This window comes from Variovorax gracilis, from assembly GCF_030317115.1.
Lineage (GTDB): Bacteria > Pseudomonadota > Gammaproteobacteria > Burkholderiales > Burkholderiaceae_C > Variovorax > Variovorax gracilis.
The window spans coordinates 112,691-126,625 of record NZ_JASZYF010000007.1 but is presented as its reverse complement, the minus strand read 5'-3'; the positions used below and the strand labels follow the sequence as shown (position 1 = coordinate 126,625).

13 protein-coding genes are annotated in these 13,935 nt (G+C 68.3%); 3 read left to right on the top strand and 10 right to left on the bottom strand.

Annotated elements, in window-relative coordinates; translation table 11 throughout:
• Positions 1–27: 27 nt before the first annotated feature.
• Positions 28–333 (bottom strand): hypothetical protein, encoded by a 306-nt coding sequence (locus tag QTH97_RS15910; protein WP_286569250.1) that lies wholly within the window; start codon positions 331–333, stop codon positions 28–30.
• Positions 333–2,414, bottom strand: a complete 2,082-nt coding sequence (gene metG / locus QTH97_RS15905; protein WP_286569249.1) for a methionine--tRNA ligase — start codon at positions 2,412–2,414, stop codon at positions 333–335. Before metG ends, QTH97_RS15910 begins: the two co-directional genes overlap by 1 nt.
• Before the next feature lie 126 nt (positions 2,415–2,540).
• Here metG and QTH97_RS15900 point away from each other — a divergent pair, with 126 nt between their 5' ends.
• A complete protein-coding gene (locus QTH97_RS15900; RefSeq protein ID WP_286569248.1) occupies positions 2,541–3,008 on the top strand; it encodes a GNAT family N-acetyltransferase in 468 nt (155 codons plus the stop codon).
• Between the two features lie 15 nt (positions 3,009–3,023).
• Here the strand turns inward: QTH97_RS15900 and QTH97_RS15895 are convergent, their stop codons facing one another.
• Positions 3,024–4,028, bottom strand: coding sequence for an AraC family transcriptional regulator (locus QTH97_RS15895; RefSeq protein WP_286569247.1), 1,005 nt, complete (start codon positions 4,026–4,028; stop codon positions 3,024–3,026).
• A gap of 204 nt (positions 4,029–4,232) precedes the next feature.
• Here QTH97_RS15895 and QTH97_RS15890 point away from each other — a divergent pair, with 204 nt between their 5' ends.
• Both QTH97_RS15890 and QTH97_RS15885 read left to right on the top strand, forming a co-directional pair.
• The gene (locus QTH97_RS15890; RefSeq protein ID WP_286569246.1) at positions 4,233–5,669 is read left to right on the top strand and encodes an FAD-binding oxidoreductase; all 1,437 of its coding nucleotides are present in this window, start codon (positions 4,233–4,235) and stop codon (positions 5,667–5,669) included.
• 8 nt (positions 5,670–5,677) lie between these two features.
• Entirely contained in the window at positions 5,678–6,949 is a 1,272-nt protein-coding gene (locus QTH97_RS15885; RefSeq protein ID WP_286569245.1) for a tetratricopeptide repeat protein, read from the top strand.
• Positions 6,950–6,955: 6 nt separating this feature from the next.
• On the opposite strand, the gene QTH97_RS15880 is transcribed toward QTH97_RS15885, so the two are convergent.
• The 7 genes from QTH97_RS15880 to QTH97_RS15850 all read right to left on the bottom strand — a co-directional run bounded on the left by QTH97_RS15880 (position 6,956) and on the right by QTH97_RS15850 (position 13,935).
• Complete coding sequence (locus QTH97_RS15880) at positions 6,956–7,897, bottom strand: CysB family HTH-type transcriptional regulator (RefSeq protein ID WP_286569243.1); 942 nt, start codon at positions 7,895–7,897, stop codon at positions 6,956–6,958.
• A 126-nt stretch (positions 7,898–8,023) separates the two neighbouring features.
• Positions 8,024–8,980, bottom strand: coding sequence for an ABC transporter substrate-binding protein (locus QTH97_RS15875; RefSeq protein ID WP_286569242.1), 957 nt, complete (start codon positions 8,978–8,980; stop codon positions 8,024–8,026).
• A gap of 37 nt (positions 8,981–9,017) precedes the next feature.
• Positions 9,018–10,181, bottom strand: a complete 1,164-nt coding sequence (locus QTH97_RS15870; RefSeq protein ID WP_286569241.1) for a c-type cytochrome — start codon at positions 10,179–10,181, stop codon at positions 9,018–9,020.
• 19 nt (positions 10,182–10,200) lie between these two features.
• A complete protein-coding gene (locus tag QTH97_RS15865) occupies positions 10,201–11,010 on the bottom strand; it encodes an ABC transporter ATP-binding protein (protein ID WP_286569240.1) in 810 nt (269 codons plus the stop codon).
• On the bottom strand, positions 11,004–12,059 hold the full coding sequence (locus QTH97_RS15860; RefSeq protein WP_444813446.1) for an ABC transporter permease: 1,056 nt from the start codon (positions 12,057–12,059) through the stop codon (positions 11,004–11,006). The genes QTH97_RS15865 and QTH97_RS15860 overlap by 7 nt, the downstream gene beginning before the upstream one ends.
• 17 nt (positions 12,060–12,076) lie before the next feature.
• Entirely contained in the window at positions 12,077–13,078 is a 1,002-nt protein-coding gene (locus tag QTH97_RS15855) for an ABC transporter substrate-binding protein (protein WP_286569238.1), read from the bottom strand.
• A 23-nt stretch (positions 13,079–13,101) separates the two neighbouring features.
• The gene (locus QTH97_RS15850; RefSeq protein WP_286569237.1) at positions 13,102–13,935 is read right to left on the bottom strand and encodes a class II aldolase/adducin family protein; all 834 of its coding nucleotides are present in this window, start codon (positions 13,933–13,935) and stop codon (positions 13,102–13,104) included.

The following is a 13,935-nucleotide window of genomic DNA, read 5'->3' as shown; positions in this document are numbered from 1 at the left end:
GGGCGCTATTGTGGACGCGCCCTGTGCTCAGTCCGAGTCGCCGGGCAGCACGGCATCGGCCGCCGCGCCTACCGCCTTGCCGGTGATGCGGGCCGTGCCGATGGCCGCGTCGGCTGCCAGTCCGACCGCGCCCGCGCCTACGCTCACGGCCGTGCTGGTCACGCTGATCGCCGCACCCGCCACCGCACATCCGCTCAATGCGGCGGCGCAGACCAAGGCGGCCAGCAGGCCGATCCGGGAAACGCCGCGGAACCGGTTTTGCCGGGCCGCAGGCGTTGCCCCCTGCAAGGGGGTGGGCGGAAACACGAAGTGGGCAAGCCTGGGGGTATGCATTACCTGACTCGCATGCCTGGAGTGGCGCCCGGCCATGGTTCCAGCACGTGGATGCCGGGGTTGGCCTTCTCGTCCGCATGGCTGGCCGCAAGCACCATGCCTTCGGAAATACCGAACTTCATCTTGCGCGGCGCGAGGTTGGCGACCAGCACCGTGAGCTTGCCGACGAGCTGCTCGGGCTCGTAGACCGAGGCGATGCCCGAAAACACATTGCGCGTCCTGCCTTCGCCGGCATCGAGCGTCAGGTGCAGCAGCTTGGTCGATCCCTCGACCTTCTGGCAGGCCACGATCTTTGCGATGCGCAGGTCGATCTTCGAAAAGTCGTCGATGGTGATGGTCGGCGCGATGCCTTCGCCGCCTGGCAATTCCGTCGCGGCCACCGCAGGCGCTGCGGCCGGCTCGGGCGGCTCGAACAACTGGTCCAACTGCTTGACGTCCACGCGCTGCATCAGGTGCTTGTAATCGTTGATCGCGTGGCCGGCGCCCAGCAGCTTGCCCGCATCGGCGAACAGCAGCGGCGCGCTGCCCAGGAAGGCTTCGACCTGTGCCGCCAGAGCCGGCAGCACCGGCTTCAGGTAGATGGTCAGCAGGCGGAAGGCTTCGATGCAGGCCGTGCACACGTCGTGCAGGCGGGCGTCCATGCCTTCCTTCTTGGCGAGTTCCCAGGGCTTGTGCTGGTCGACGTATTCATTGACCTTGTCTGCCAGCAGCATGATTTCGCGCAGGGCCCGCGCGTAGTCGCGGCCGTCGTAGAGCGACTGCATCGGCGCCGAGGCGGCCTGCAGCGTGGACAGCAGCGCCGCGCCGTCGGCCGATACCGTGCCCAGCTTGCCGCCGAAGCGCTTGGCGACGAAGCCCGCCGCCCGGCTCGCGATGTTGATGTACTTGCCGATCAGGTCAGCGTTCACGCGGGCCATGAAGTCCTCGGCCGTGAAATCGACGTCCTCGACCTTGGCGTTGAGCTTGGCCGCGATGTAGTAGCGAAGCCATTCGGGGTTCATGCCGATCGAGAGGTACTTGAGCGGGTCGATGCCGGTGCCGCGGCTCTTGCTCATCTTCTCGCCCGAGACAGTGATAAATCCATGCACGTTCACCTGGCTCGGCGTCTTGCGTTCGCTGAACTGAAGCATCGCCGGCCAGAACAGCGTGTGGAAGTAGACGATGTCCTTGCCGATGAAATGCACCTGCTCCACCAGCGGGTCGGCCACGAACTCGTCGAAGCTCTGCGAGGTGCGCGAAGGCTCGTGCCAGTGCTGCGCGGCCTGGCCCTTGTCGAAGTGGTTCTTCAGGCTCGCGAGGTAGCCCACGGGTGCGTCGAGCCACACGTAGAAGTACTTGCCCGGCGCGTCGGGGATCTCGATGCCGAAGTAGGGCGCCTCGCGCGAGATGTCCCAGTCGGCCATGCCGGCCTCGAACCACTCGCTGGCCTTCTTCGCCATCTCGGGCTGCAGCTTGCCGTCCTGCGTCCAGCCCTTCAGGAAGTCGACCACCTTCGGGTCGGAGAGCTTGAAGAAGAAGTGCTCGGAGCTGCGCAGCTCCGGCGTCGCGCCCGTGAGCGTCGAGTAGGGGCTGATGAGCTCGGTCGGCGAATAGACGCTGCTGCACACCTCGCAGGCATCGCCGTACTGGTCCTTCGCGTGGCACACCGGGCATTCGCCCTTGATGTAGCGGTCGGGCAGGAACATGCCCTTCACAGGGTCGTAGAACTGCTCGATGGTGCGCGTGGCGATCATGCCGCCGGCCTTGAGCCTCTTGTAGATGCCCTGGGCGAGTTCGGTGTTCTCGCTGCTGTCGGTCGAGTGCCAGTTGTCGAAGCGTATGTGGAAGCCGTCCAGGTATTCCTTGCGGCCCGCGGCGATCTCGCCGACGAACGCCTGCGGCGTCTTCCCGGCCTTTTCTGCCGCGATCATGATCGGGGCGCCGTGCGCGTCGTCGGCACCCACGAAGTGCACCATGTGGCCCTGCATGCGCTGGAACCGCACCCAGATGTCGGCCTGGATGTATTCCATGATGTGGCCGACGTGGAACTTGCCGTTGGCGTAGGGCAGGGCGGTGGTGACGAAGAGTTTGCGCTGGGACATCGCGATGGGCGCTTTCGGGGAGAGAAGGAAACTGCGGGTAGGGACTGCGGCTGGCGCCGTGGCCAGCGGGAGGAGCAGCATTTTAGGTGGCGGGGCTATAGTCGTCGTGCCAACCCAGGATGTCCCGTGATCACACAGTACGAAATCACCCTTGCGCAGGCAGCGGACGCCCCCGACATCGCGGAGCTGTCCCGGGACGCGATCGAGCTGGGGCTCTCATGGCGATGGACCCAGCGGCGCGTGCTGCGCAGCATCCGGGACGAGGCCACCAACGTGGCGGTCGCTCGCCGCGACGGCGTTCTTCTGGGCTTCGCGATCATGCAATACGGGGACGAGGACGCGCACATCTCGCTGTTCGCGGTGCGCGCGTCGCAGCGTCGCAGCGGGCTGGGATCGGCCCTGCTGGCCTGGCTCGAAGCCACCGCGGGCGTTGCCGGCATCCGCACGATCCGCCTGGAGGCGAGGGCCGGAAATGTGGCCGCCAAGTCCTTCTACGGCCGCCACGGCTTCACGGAATTCGGCACGAGCCCGGGCTATTACGAGGACGTCGAGGACGCGGTGCGCATGGTCAAGCGCCTGGGGCCAGAGGGCTGATCGGTTGCGCGACTGTCATGTGGCGACGTCCGCATCGCGCTCGCGGCGCCACGCGCCCGGCGGCTTGCCGACCAGGCGCTTGAAGGCCCGCACGAACGCAGCCTCGGAGTCGTAGCCCACGTCCAGCGCGATCGCGGCGACGGTGTCGCGGCTCTCGATCAACCGTCGCGCCGCCCGCTGCATGCGCCACTGGGTCAGGTACTGGATGGGCGGCACGCCGAGCATGAGGACGAAGCGCTCGTGCAGCGCCGAGCGCGACAGGCCGACATGCCTCCCGAGTTCGTCGATGGTCCAGTCATGTGCCGGCTGCGCGTGCATCAGCGCCAAGGCGCGCCCGACGAAGCGATCGCGCAGTCCCGCAAGCCAGCCTGCGCTCTGCGCCGGAAGGTGATCGGCATAGCGCCGCACGGCGTTGACGAACATCATCTCGCTCATCCGGGCCAGCATCGCCTCGCCGCCGGCTCGTTGCGCATGCGACTCGGCCACCGCCTGCTGGGTGAACTTCGCGATCCAGGCGTCGTCCTCGGTGGACCGCAGGTGCAGCAGGCGCGGCAGTGCGTCGATCAGCGGGTTGAAGGGCTGCAGGTCGCAACCGAGGAAGCCGCACACGATGGTCGTGTCCGCCTCCGATTCCGGCAGTGCCGCGCGCAGGACGTTCTGGCCGTTGTAGGCCAGGCGCAGCGGCAGCCGTTCGGCTTCCATGTCGGCGTACCAGTTGAGGTCGCTGTCGCCGCGCATCCCGGGCGCGCTCGACACGACATGCGCGTCCCCATGAGGGAACATCACCACGTCGCCGGCAAAGAGCTGCACGGACGGCCCACCGGGAATGCCGGCCCAGCAACTGCCTTGCGCGACGGCGTGGTATTCGATGACGTGGTCCACCCCGCGCATCAAGAGTGGTGCAAGTTCCTTCGCCGAAGGCGCCTCGGCCGCCCAGTCGCTGCTCGCGCTGATGCTGAAGAAGACGGCGCCGCGCAGACGCACGCCCTGCAGCACATCCGACAGCGTGTCCTGGCTCATCCGGGTGTCACCGCGGGGTTTCGGTCAAGTCGTGCGGACGATCAATCAATCCCGAGGGCCACGCGCCGCCAACGGCGGACTCGCAGTCAACTGCCGAGGACTTGGGGTGAAGCACGGCAGGGGGCAGGCAAGAAGAATGAATCCACCCCTCGCGATCGATCCGCGGCGGACCGTTCTTCAATGCGTTCATAACAGGAGCCCCCTATGGAATCCGTGACCTACCTTACGCTGGACAAGGACGTCCGGCAAGTCCGGCAGCCGGACCTCTCGGCATTCGCCGCGCAGATCAGCGGCGGTGTCCTCGACGCTGCCGACCCCGCCTATGACGAAGCCCGCAAGGTCTGGAACGCCAGCGTCGACCGTCGCCCCGCGCTCATCGCGCGGTGCCTGACGGAAGGCGATGTCCAGGCCGCGGTCCGCTTTGCGGCCGCGCAGCGGATGCTGCTGAGCGTGCGCGGCGGCGGCCACCACATCGCCGGCAATGCGGTCGCGGAGGGTGGCCTGATGCTGGACATGTCGGGCATGCGCGCGATCAACGTCGACCCGGCGAAGCGCATCGCGCGTGTCGGTCCGGGCGCGCTGCTCGGTGATTTCGACCGGGAAGCGCAGGCCCACGGCCTGGCCACGCCGCTGGGCATCAACTCGACCACCGGCGTGGCAGGGCTCACCCTGGGCGGTGGCTTCGGCTGGCTGACGCGCCGCCATGGCATGACCGTGGACAACCTGCTGAGCGCCACTGTCGTGACAGCGGACGGCGCCGTGCGCACGGCCTCGGCCACCTCGGAGTCCGACCTGTTCTGGGCCCTGCGCGGCGGTGGCGGCAACTTCGGCGTGGTGACGTCGTTCGAGTTCCAGTTGCACCCCGTCGGCCCGGAGGTGTACGCCGGCCTGGTTGTCTATTCGATGGCGCAGGCCCAAAAGGTCCTTCGCGCATGGCGCGACTTCACCACCAAGGCTCCCGACGAACTGAGCGTCTGGGCGGTGCTGCGCAAGGCGCCGCCGCTGCCCTTCCTGCCCGAATCGGCCCACGGGACCGGTGTCGTGGTTTTCCCGCTGCTGCACTGCGGCAGTGTCGAAGCGGGAGAACGTGCTGCCGCGCCGGTGCTTCGCTTCGGCGACCCGATCGGCAGCGCGCTGGGCCCCACGCCCTACGCCGGATTCCAGACCGTCGTCGACCCGCTGCTGGCGCCCGGCGCCCGCAACTACTGGAAGTCGAACAACTTCAGCCAACTCAGCGACGAGGCGCTGGACCTCGTGCGCGCGGCGGCCGAACGCGTGCCGGGGCCGGAATGCGAGATCTTCCTGGCCCAACTCGGCGGCGCCATGGCGAGAGTCAAGCAGGATGCGACGGCTTTTGCAGGCCGCGATGCCAACTACATCATGAACGTGCACGGCCGCTGGCAGGACGCGGGCGACGACGGGAAGGTGCGCGCCTGGGCGCGGGGCGTCTTCGAGGCCGCGGCGCCGCACGCCACCGGCAGTGGCTACGTCAACTTCCTGACCGAGGACGAGGCGGAGCGCGTCGCCGCGAGCTATGGCGCGAACCACGAACGCCTTCAGGCGGTGAAGCGGCGCTTCGATCCGGACAACCTGTTCCGGATGAACCTGAACATCGCACCGGCCGCATCGCCGCTACGGTAGGCCGGCCCATGAGCAGCCTCGACGCGCGCGGGTGCAGCGTCACCGGCGCCACGCCTTCGGCCCTGGCGGCGTACGAGCGCGCGCTCGCCGCGTACCAGAGCTGGCGCAATGGCGTCGAGCCGGCGTTGGCAACCGCACTTCAGGAGGCGCCGGACTTCGTGATGGCGCACGCCCTCCAGGCCTACCTGCTGCTCTGCAGCCGCGATCCGCGCAGGGTTCGGCTCGCGCGTTCGGTTCTGGCGCGTGCGGCGGGTCTTCCGGCCAACCCGCGCGAGCGCCTGCATCTGGCGGCCATCACCGCGGCGCTCGCCGATGACTACGCACGCGCCAAGACCCGGCTCGGGGAAGTACTCGAGCAGCACCCGCTCGACGTCCTCGCACTGCAGGTCGCACACATGTTCGACCATGTCACGGGCGATGTCGCCCGCATGCACGACCGCGTGGCGTCGGTGCTGCCGTCCTGGTCGCGCGAGGTGCAGGGCTATCACGCGGTGCTGGCCATGCATGCCTTCAGCCTGGAGGAAAGCGGAGAGTATGGGCACGCCGAGGATGTCGCGTGCGCCGCGCTGGCCCTGAACCCGCTGGACGCCCGCGCGCACCATGCGATGGCCCATGTCTTCGAGATGTCGGAACGCGCCGATGCGGGCTTGCGCTGGATGAACGCGCACCGGGACTTCTGGAGCGTCGATACCGTCGTCGCCACGCATGCTTGGTGGCACCTCGCGCTGTTCCACATTTCGCAGCACCGCTTCGACGACGCTTTGGGGCTGTACGACCTCCGGGTGCGCGCCGGCCCCTCGGGAGAGATCGCAGACCTTATCGATGCCTCCGCGCTGTTGTGGCGCGTCGAACTTGCGGGGGGCGACACAGGTCAGCGCTGGGCCGAAATCGCGACGGCCTGGGACGCCTGCATCGACGACGGCTTCTGCAGCTTCAACGACCTGCACGCCATGCTGGCATTCGTCGGCGCCCGCGACTGGGACCGGGCCACGCGACTCGAACGGGCGCTGGTCAGGTCACAGGCACGGCCGACCCGCCACGGCGAATCGACGCGGGAGGTCGGCTTGCCTTCGTGCCGGGCGCTGATCGCGTTCGGACGCGGCGACGACACGCTCGCGATCACGCTGCTGGCGAGCCTGCCGGAGCTAGCGCACCGGCTCGGCGGGAGCCACGCGCAGCGCGACGTGCTGAACCTGACCTTGCTCAAAGCCGTCGAGCGCGCCCGAAGCGCGGCCCGGCGGACGCGCTTCGCATCCTTGCCAATCGACGAGCGAAGCTGAACGGCCTCAGACCTCGATCTGCGCCGGCGCGTCGGCCGCCAGCGCCTTTTCCACTACGCCGCGCGGCAGCGTCGGCGCGAACGATTCGATGAAGGCGTGCACGTAGCCGCGCAGGTAGTTGCCGCGGCGCACCGCCAGCTTGGTGAGATTGATGCCGAAAAGCTCGCCCGCATCCAGCGCGCGCAGCTGCGTGTCGCGCTCGGCCTCGTAGGCGATGCCGGCGACGATGCCGACGCCCATGCCGAGCTGCACGTAAGTCTTGATCACGTCCGCATCCATTGCGGTCAGCACGATGTTCGGCGCCAGCCCCTGGTCCTCGAAGGCCTTGTCGATGCGCGTGCGGCCGGTGAAGCCGGTGTCGTAGGTGATCAGCGGATAACGCTCGAGCGCTTCGAGCGTGAGCGCCTCGCCCAGCAGCGCATGCCCCGGCGGCACGATCACCGAATGCGTCCAGCGGTAGCAGGGCAGGGCCACGAGTTGCGGGTAGTCGCCCAGCGCCTCGGTCGCGATGCCGACGTCGACCTCGCCGCTCAGCAGCATCTGGGCGATCTGCTTCGGCGAGCCCTGGTGGAGATGCAGCTTCACGTTCGGAAACTGCGATCGGAACTCCTGCACTGCCACCGGCAGCGCATAGCGAGCCTGCGAATGCGTGGCCGCGACCGAGAGCAGGCCGCTCTGGCGCGCGACGAACTCCTGTCCTGCGTGCTTGAGGTTGGTGCTCTCCATCAGCATGCGCTCGATGATGGGCAGCACGTGCCCGCCGGGCTCCGTGAGGCCGGTGAGCCGCTTGCCCGCGCGCACGAAGAGTTCAATGCCCAGTTCTTCCTCCAGCTCGCGGATCTGCCGGCTCACCCCGGGCTGGGAGGTGTGGAGCGTGTGGGCGACTTCGGTGAGGTTGAAGCCGCATCGCACGGCCTCGCGCACCGAGCGCAGTTGTTGGAAATTCATGATGCTCGAACGAAAAACGGCGCCCGCAGGGGCGTAGCGGGCCATTGTCCGCAGCGGCATCAGATTGGGGAACGACCGATTCGTTGATTCCAAATAGGGAAAACATCTTTGGCCGTGGCGACGGCGTCAGGCGCTGGTCGCAAAGCCGGTATCGAAAGTCGGGCGCACGTCCAGCGGCTGCTTGATGAGCCCCACCTGGTGATAGAAGTCCGCCGTGCGCTGCTGGTCGGCGATGACCTGCGCGTCGATCGGCACCCACTTCTGCTGGCGCCGCTCGAACTGCAGCTTCGCAGCTTCGGGCGGGATGCCGATGATGCGTGCGAGCGTGGCGGAGAAGGCGTCCACGTTGCGGTACGACCAGGCTTGCGCCTTCACTACCCGCTGCAGGAAGTCCTGCAGCACCGGCCGCTTGGCTGCGATAGCGGCGTCGGTCGCGGCCAGGTAGCTCAGGCCCGGCAGCAAGCCGCGCCCACTGACGAGCACCCGCGCGTGATGGCTGGTTTCGGCCAGCGCGGTATAGGGCTCCCAGGTTGCCCAGGCATCGACCGAGCCTTGCGTCAGCGCGAGCTTGGCATCGGCGGGCGCCAAGAAGCGGATGTTGACGTCCTCCGGCTTGAGGCCCGCGGTGGTGATGGCCTTGAGCGTGATGTAGTGGCCGATGGAGCCGCGGTTCGTCGCGATGCTCTTGCCCTTGAGATCGGCCGCGGTCTTCAACGTCGAATCCGGCCGCACCAGGACCGCCGTGCCATAGGAGTCGGATCGGTTCGCGCCGATGGCCTTGACGCGCGTGCCTGCGGCGAGCGCGAAGATCAGCGGCGCATCGCCGATCGGGCCCGAGTCCACGGCGCCTGCATTCAGCGCTTCTGCGAGCGGCGCGGCAGCCGGGAACTCCGACCATTGGATGTCGTAGGCCAGGCCTTCGAGTCCGCCTGCCGCCTCGAGCAGCGCACGCAGACCGCCCTTCTGGTCGCCGGCCTTGAGCACCGGGCGCGATTGCGCATGCAGCATGGCCGCAGGCAAGGCGAGCGCTGCGGCGCCTGCGAGGGTGTGGGTGATGAATTGGCGGCGGGATGCCTGTGTCATGGGGGGACTCCTTGAAAGATGGAAATGCGGACGATGGTCAGTGGACGAAGCCGCCCTTGAGGAAGCGCACCGGCTCGGCATCCATGCGAGCAATCAGCGCGCCGAGGCCGTCGGCGGGCGGCGGGTCGTCCTGCGGGTTGCCGGATGCGGTGGCGGTGCGACACAGCAGGTCGTCTTCCGACCAGCCGGCATCGCCCGGCGCACTGCGAGCGCGCAGCCAGCCATCGCGGTCCGCGAGCAGTTGCGTGCCGGCGAGGTGGTCGGTGCCGGCGATCAATGAGAACGCCTCCCACGCGGCGGGCGCGTCGATCACGCAGTCCGGCGCGCGTGGCAGCGCAGCGTGCGAGGCGGGTTGAAGCTGCGCGGTGACCATGCGCGGGTCTTCGAGCAGGGCAGTCGTCGAATCGGCGGCGACGATGCGCAGGCGCTGTCCTCCGCGCCAGGAGGACAGCGGACGCGGCTCACGGCCTTCGCACCGAACGATGACGTCTGGCAAGCCGATGGGCTGGCTCCAGACGCCGCTCGCCCGCAGGCTCTGTCCGGCACCCTGGGCCTTCATGAAGTCGATCAGCGCCCACGCCTCGCTGTCGGCGAGTCTCTCGAAGCCGGGCATGGTCGACGTTCCATGCCGATCCTTCGTGCCGTGGAGCACGCGCCATAGCAGATCGCCATCGGCGCGCCGCCATAACAGGGGCCCGGCAAGGTTTGGCGGCCACACCGGCTGCGCCGCGGCGAGCGGACCTTGCCCTCGGCCATCGATGCCGTGGCAGCCCACGCAATGCTGCGCATAGAGCGCGCGGCCCTGCACGATGGACTCGGCGCTGAAACCGGTGGGCGAGCGATGAAAGCTCGTGGGATACGCGGGCACGAGCACAACCTCAGGTTGCGGCCACGGCGCGAGAACCAGCAGCATGGGAACTGCCGCGACGAGCAGCCATCGGCGCCGTCGCCAGATCAGCGCGACCACCAGCAGGAAGACGGCGAGCGCCAGCACGAGCAGCGTCAACGCCAGGCGCCGTGCCTGCCCGAGATCGATCAGCAGGTTCTCGCCCGACAGGCGCAGCGCCCAGGGCCAGGCGGGCTGTCCGTGGCTGGAGGCGGCCAGCCCCAGCCAGGCCAGCAGCCGGAGCAGCCCCAGTTGCGCGCCTTGCAGCAGCCCGATCAGAGGATTCAGCCATTCGGAATCCGTCAGAGCGCTCATGCCTCAGGGCGGGCGGCTGTCACCACGTTGCGTCGAGACCGAGGTGGCGAAGCGCTTCATGTCGAAGCTCCGCCAGCCTTGGATGACCCCGATGCCGTGGATAGGGCAGATCGACCACCAACTCCGCCGCGATGCGCGCAGGCCGATCGCTCAGCACGATCACGCGGTTGGCGAGGAACAGCGCCTCCTCGACGTCATGCGTCACCAGCAGCGCCGAGAAGCCGGCGCGTTGCCACAGGCTCACCAACTCGCTCTGCATCGCGATGCGCGTGAGCGAATCGAGCTTGCCCAGCGGCTCGTCGAGCACCAGCAGGCGCGGGTCGTTGACCAGCGCGCGGGCAAGCGCGACGCGCTGCGCCATGCCGCCCGACAACTGGTGCGGAAAGCTCTTCGCGAACTCGCTGAGGCCCACGAGCTTGAGCGCATCGTCGACGCGCGAGCGCTGCGTCTTCAGCAGGCCGCGCGCCTGCAGGCCCAACGCGACGTTGTCCCAGACGCTGCGCCACGGGTAGAGCGTCGGGTCCTGGAACACGACGATGCGCGACGGGTCGGGCCGCGTGATGGCCTCGCCGTCCTGCGTGATGGTGCCGGCGGTCGCGGGTTCGAGCCCGGCCACGAGCCGCAGCAGGGTCGACTTGCCGCAGCCGCTGGGCCCCAGCAGCGCGACGAACTCGCCCGGCCGCACGTCGAGGTCGATGCCGTCGAGCACCTGCAGCACGCCGGTCGGCAGCTTGAACCAGTGGCTGACGTTGCGGATGTCGATGTGCGCGCCGGCACTGGCGGCCGGCGTCGGTGCCTGGACGGCCGAGGTGTCGGCCGTGCCTACCATTTGACCGTCCCCTTCTGCCACGACAGCGCACGGTCGCGCACCGCGAAGAGCAGCGTGATCAGCCCGGAGCACAGCACCGCCATCACCAGCAGCGCCGCGTACATGTTGGCGTAGGCAGCCCAGCCTTGCGCCCACTGCAGGTACCAGCCAAGGCCGGCTTTCACGCCCATCATCTCGGCCGTGACCAGCACCGAGAACGATGCGCCGAGGCCCATGAACAGGCCGACGAAGACCTGCGGCAGCGCGGCCGGCACGGCAACGCGCAGCACCAGGAACCACTCCGGCGCCCCCAGCGTGCGCGCGACGTCGTAGTAGTTCTTGTTGACCGAGGCCACGCCCGACCAGCTCAGCACCGCGACCGGGAAGAAGGTCGCGAGTCCGACCAGGAACACCGCCGCCGCGTAGCTCGACGGCGCGAAGAAGAAGGCCAGCGGCAGCAGGGCCGAGGCCGGCACCGGTCCGAGAAAGCGCAGGAGCGGATGCACCCAGTAGCCCGCGATGCGCGACCAGCCGATCCACACCCCGGTCGCGAAGCCCACCAGCGCGCCGAGCACGAAGCCGTGCGCCAGCAGCCGCAGCGAATGCGCAGTCGAGAGGCCGAGCCGGCTCCAGTCCTCGTAGACGACGTCCAGCAGGCTCTGCGGCGGCGCGAAGAAGGGCGGCGGCAGCACGCCGAGCTTGGCGGTCAGCACTTCCCACAGCGCGAGCAGCAGCGGCGCTGCGATGAGCCACTGGCCGGCCGGACGCAGCTTGCGGCCGATGCGGCCGGAGCGAACGCCGAGCAACGCCACCACCAGCAGCAGCGCCGCGATGGCGATTGCGCCGATGCCGAACTCCTGCGTGAAGTTCCAGTCGCTGAAGCCGACTTCGCGGTTCGGCCAGTAGACCGTCAGCAGGCCGAGCGCCAGCCATGCGGTCGCTGCGACGACGCCGGTGCGCCAGACGCCCGTGACGACGGGCTCGCGCAGCCCGGCGGGCGTGGCGACGGCCGGCGCGTCTCGCCGGGCCTGCAAGCGCGGCGGCGCTGCAAGAGGCCGGGCCGCGCCCAGGATGTTCCCGGCCGTCGTCATGCCAGCACGTCCACCGACACGTGGTTGGCGAGCCGAGCCGGATCGGTGCTCGCCTTCAGCACGCCGACCGATCGGAAATCGCGCGCATAGAACTCCACCTCGTCGCGCAGGTTCTTGCCGACCGGGTGGTGCGCGTGGGTCAGCGTGCCCAGCAGCGCCTGGAGGTCCTCGACCGGCACCTTCGGCGAATACTTCGCAAACAGCTTGGCAGACTCGTTCGGGTTCTCCGCCACGAAGTCCGAGGCCTGCACGATGGAGCGCACCAGCGCCGCCACCACCGGCTTTTCCTTGCGCACCAGTTCGCCGCGCGCGCCGACGATGCAGCAGACCTTGTCCTTGTATTCGCCGGAGAGGTTCGATGCCAGCTCCAGGTAGCGGCCCTTGTTGCGTTTCTCGATCAGGTAGAGCGTCGGGTCGCCATCCGCGATGGCTTGGATCTCGCCCTTGTTGACCGCGATGTCGAGCAGGTCCGCCGGGTACTGGCGCCAAGTCACGTCCTTGTCGGCGTCGATGCCGTTCTTCTTGAGCAGGATGGAGAAGAAGTTCTTTCCGGGGCTGGCGATGTCCGACACGCCGATGGTCTTGCCCTTGAGCTTCTGAAGGTCGGTAACGCCGGCTTCCTTGACGCCCACGAGCCGCACGCAGCCGCCGTGCGAACTGCCGACGATCTTCACGTCGAAGCCCGATTCGAGCGGCTTGAGCCAGCGGTGGATCATGCCCACCGCGGCATCGGCCTTGGCCGTGGCGAGAGATTCGAGCAACTGGTCGGTCGAGCCCGTGTAGTTGATGAGGTCGACCTGCAGGCCGTTCTTCTCGAAGATTCCGCGCTCCTGCGCGACCACCACGGGCGAGAGGCAAAAGGCCGAAGCGTTCCAGGCAAAGCTCAGCTTGCGCTGCTGTGACCAGGCACGCGTTGCAATCAATCCGCTGGATGCGATGACGGCGGCGGCGCCGCCTGCGCGCAGCACGCTGCGGCGCGAAAGAGATGTGTTGTTCATGGTTGGGTGATGGTTGGGCGGGATCACTGAAGCAGCTCGGGCTCGGCCTCGACCAGCCCTTCGTAGAGGCTCTCGAAGGCGTGCAGCGCGCCTTCGGGCCCGCCAATCTGCCCGTGCGTGTGGCGTGCCACCGCGTCGTCGATGGGCCGCGGCTTGCCGGCGGCTTCTGCCAGCAACTGGGTGTGGCACGCGTTGTCGAGCGCGATGTACCACCAGGCGGCAGCCTCCACGCTGGGGCCGGCGCTCAGGATGCCGTGGTTCTGGAGGATCGCGCCCTTGCGGTCGCCCAGCGCCTTCGCGATCCGCAGGCCCTCGCTCTCGTCGACCACCATGCCGGTGAAATCGTCGAAGAGCGTGTGGTCGTCATGGAACACGCAGGCGTCCTGAGTGAGCGTGTCGAGCTTGCGGCCCAGCGTCGACCAAGCCTTGCCGTAGGTCGAGTGCGTGTGCGCGGCCGCGATGATCCTCGGGTTGTATTCGTGGATCGCGGCGTGGATGGCGAACGCCGCCTTGTTGAGCGGACGATCGCCGATCACGGTCTCGCCTCTCGCATTGACCAGCAGCAAATCAGACACCTTGATGCGCGAGAAGTGCACGCCCAGCGGGTTGACCCAGAAGTGGTCCGTCAACTCCGGGTCGCGCGCTGTGATGTGGCCGGCCAGTCCCTGCGCGAAACCGAAACGCGCAAAGAGGCGGAACGCACCCGCCAGCCGCTCTTGCCGGTGCCGACGCTCGGCCTCGATGCTCGTGCGCGGCGCCGGCGGATCGAACCAGTACTTCTGCTGCGGATTCGGATTGAGAGCAAGCCGCGTGCGGGGAGTGTCCCCGCCGCGCTCGATGTGGAGGACGGCGCTCAT

What these genes read in the sequence shown, in the direction of transcription:
- QTH97_RS15875 (WP_286569242.1), bottom strand. Translation starts at nt 8,980, where the DNA reads ATGACACAGGCATCCCGCCGCCAATTCATCACCCACACCCTCGCAGGC.
- QTH97_RS15850 (WP_286569237.1), bottom strand. Translation starts at nt 13,935, where the DNA reads ATGAGCGCCGTCCTCCACATCGAGCGCGGCGGGGACACTCCCCGCACG.
- QTH97_RS15880 (WP_286569243.1), bottom strand. Translation starts at nt 7,897, where the DNA reads ATGAATTTCCAACAACTGCGCTCGGTGCGCGAGGCCGTGCGATGCGGC.
- QTH97_RS15855 (WP_286569238.1), bottom strand. Translation starts at nt 13,078, where the DNA reads ATGAACAACACATCTCTTTCGCGCCGCAGCGTGCTGCGCGCAGGCGGC.
- QTH97_RS15885 (WP_286569245.1), top strand. Translation starts at nt 5,678, where the DNA reads ATGAGCAGCCTCGACGCGCGCGGGTGCAGCGTCACCGGCGCCACGCCT.
- QTH97_RS15870 (WP_286569241.1), bottom strand. Translation starts at nt 10,181, where the DNA reads ATGAGCGCTCTGACGGATTCCGAATGGCTGAATCCTCTGATCGGGCTG.
- QTH97_RS15895 (WP_286569247.1), bottom strand. Translation starts at nt 4,028, where the DNA reads ATGAGCCAGGACACGCTGTCGGATGTGCTGCAGGGCGTGCGTCTGCGC.
- QTH97_RS15865 (WP_286569240.1), bottom strand. Translation starts at nt 11,010, where the DNA reads ATGGTAGGCACGGCCGACACCTCGGCCGTCCAGGCACCGACGCCGGCC.
- metG (WP_286569249.1), bottom strand. Translation starts at nt 2,414, where the DNA reads ATGTCCCAGCGCAAACTCTTCGTCACCACCGCCCTGCCCTACGCCAAC.
- QTH97_RS15890 (WP_286569246.1), top strand. Translation starts at nt 4,233, where the DNA reads ATGGAATCCGTGACCTACCTTACGCTGGACAAGGACGTCCGGCAAGTC.
- QTH97_RS15910 (WP_286569250.1), bottom strand. Translation starts at nt 333, where the DNA reads ATGCATACCCCCAGGCTTGCCCACTTCGTGTTTCCGCCCACCCCCTTG.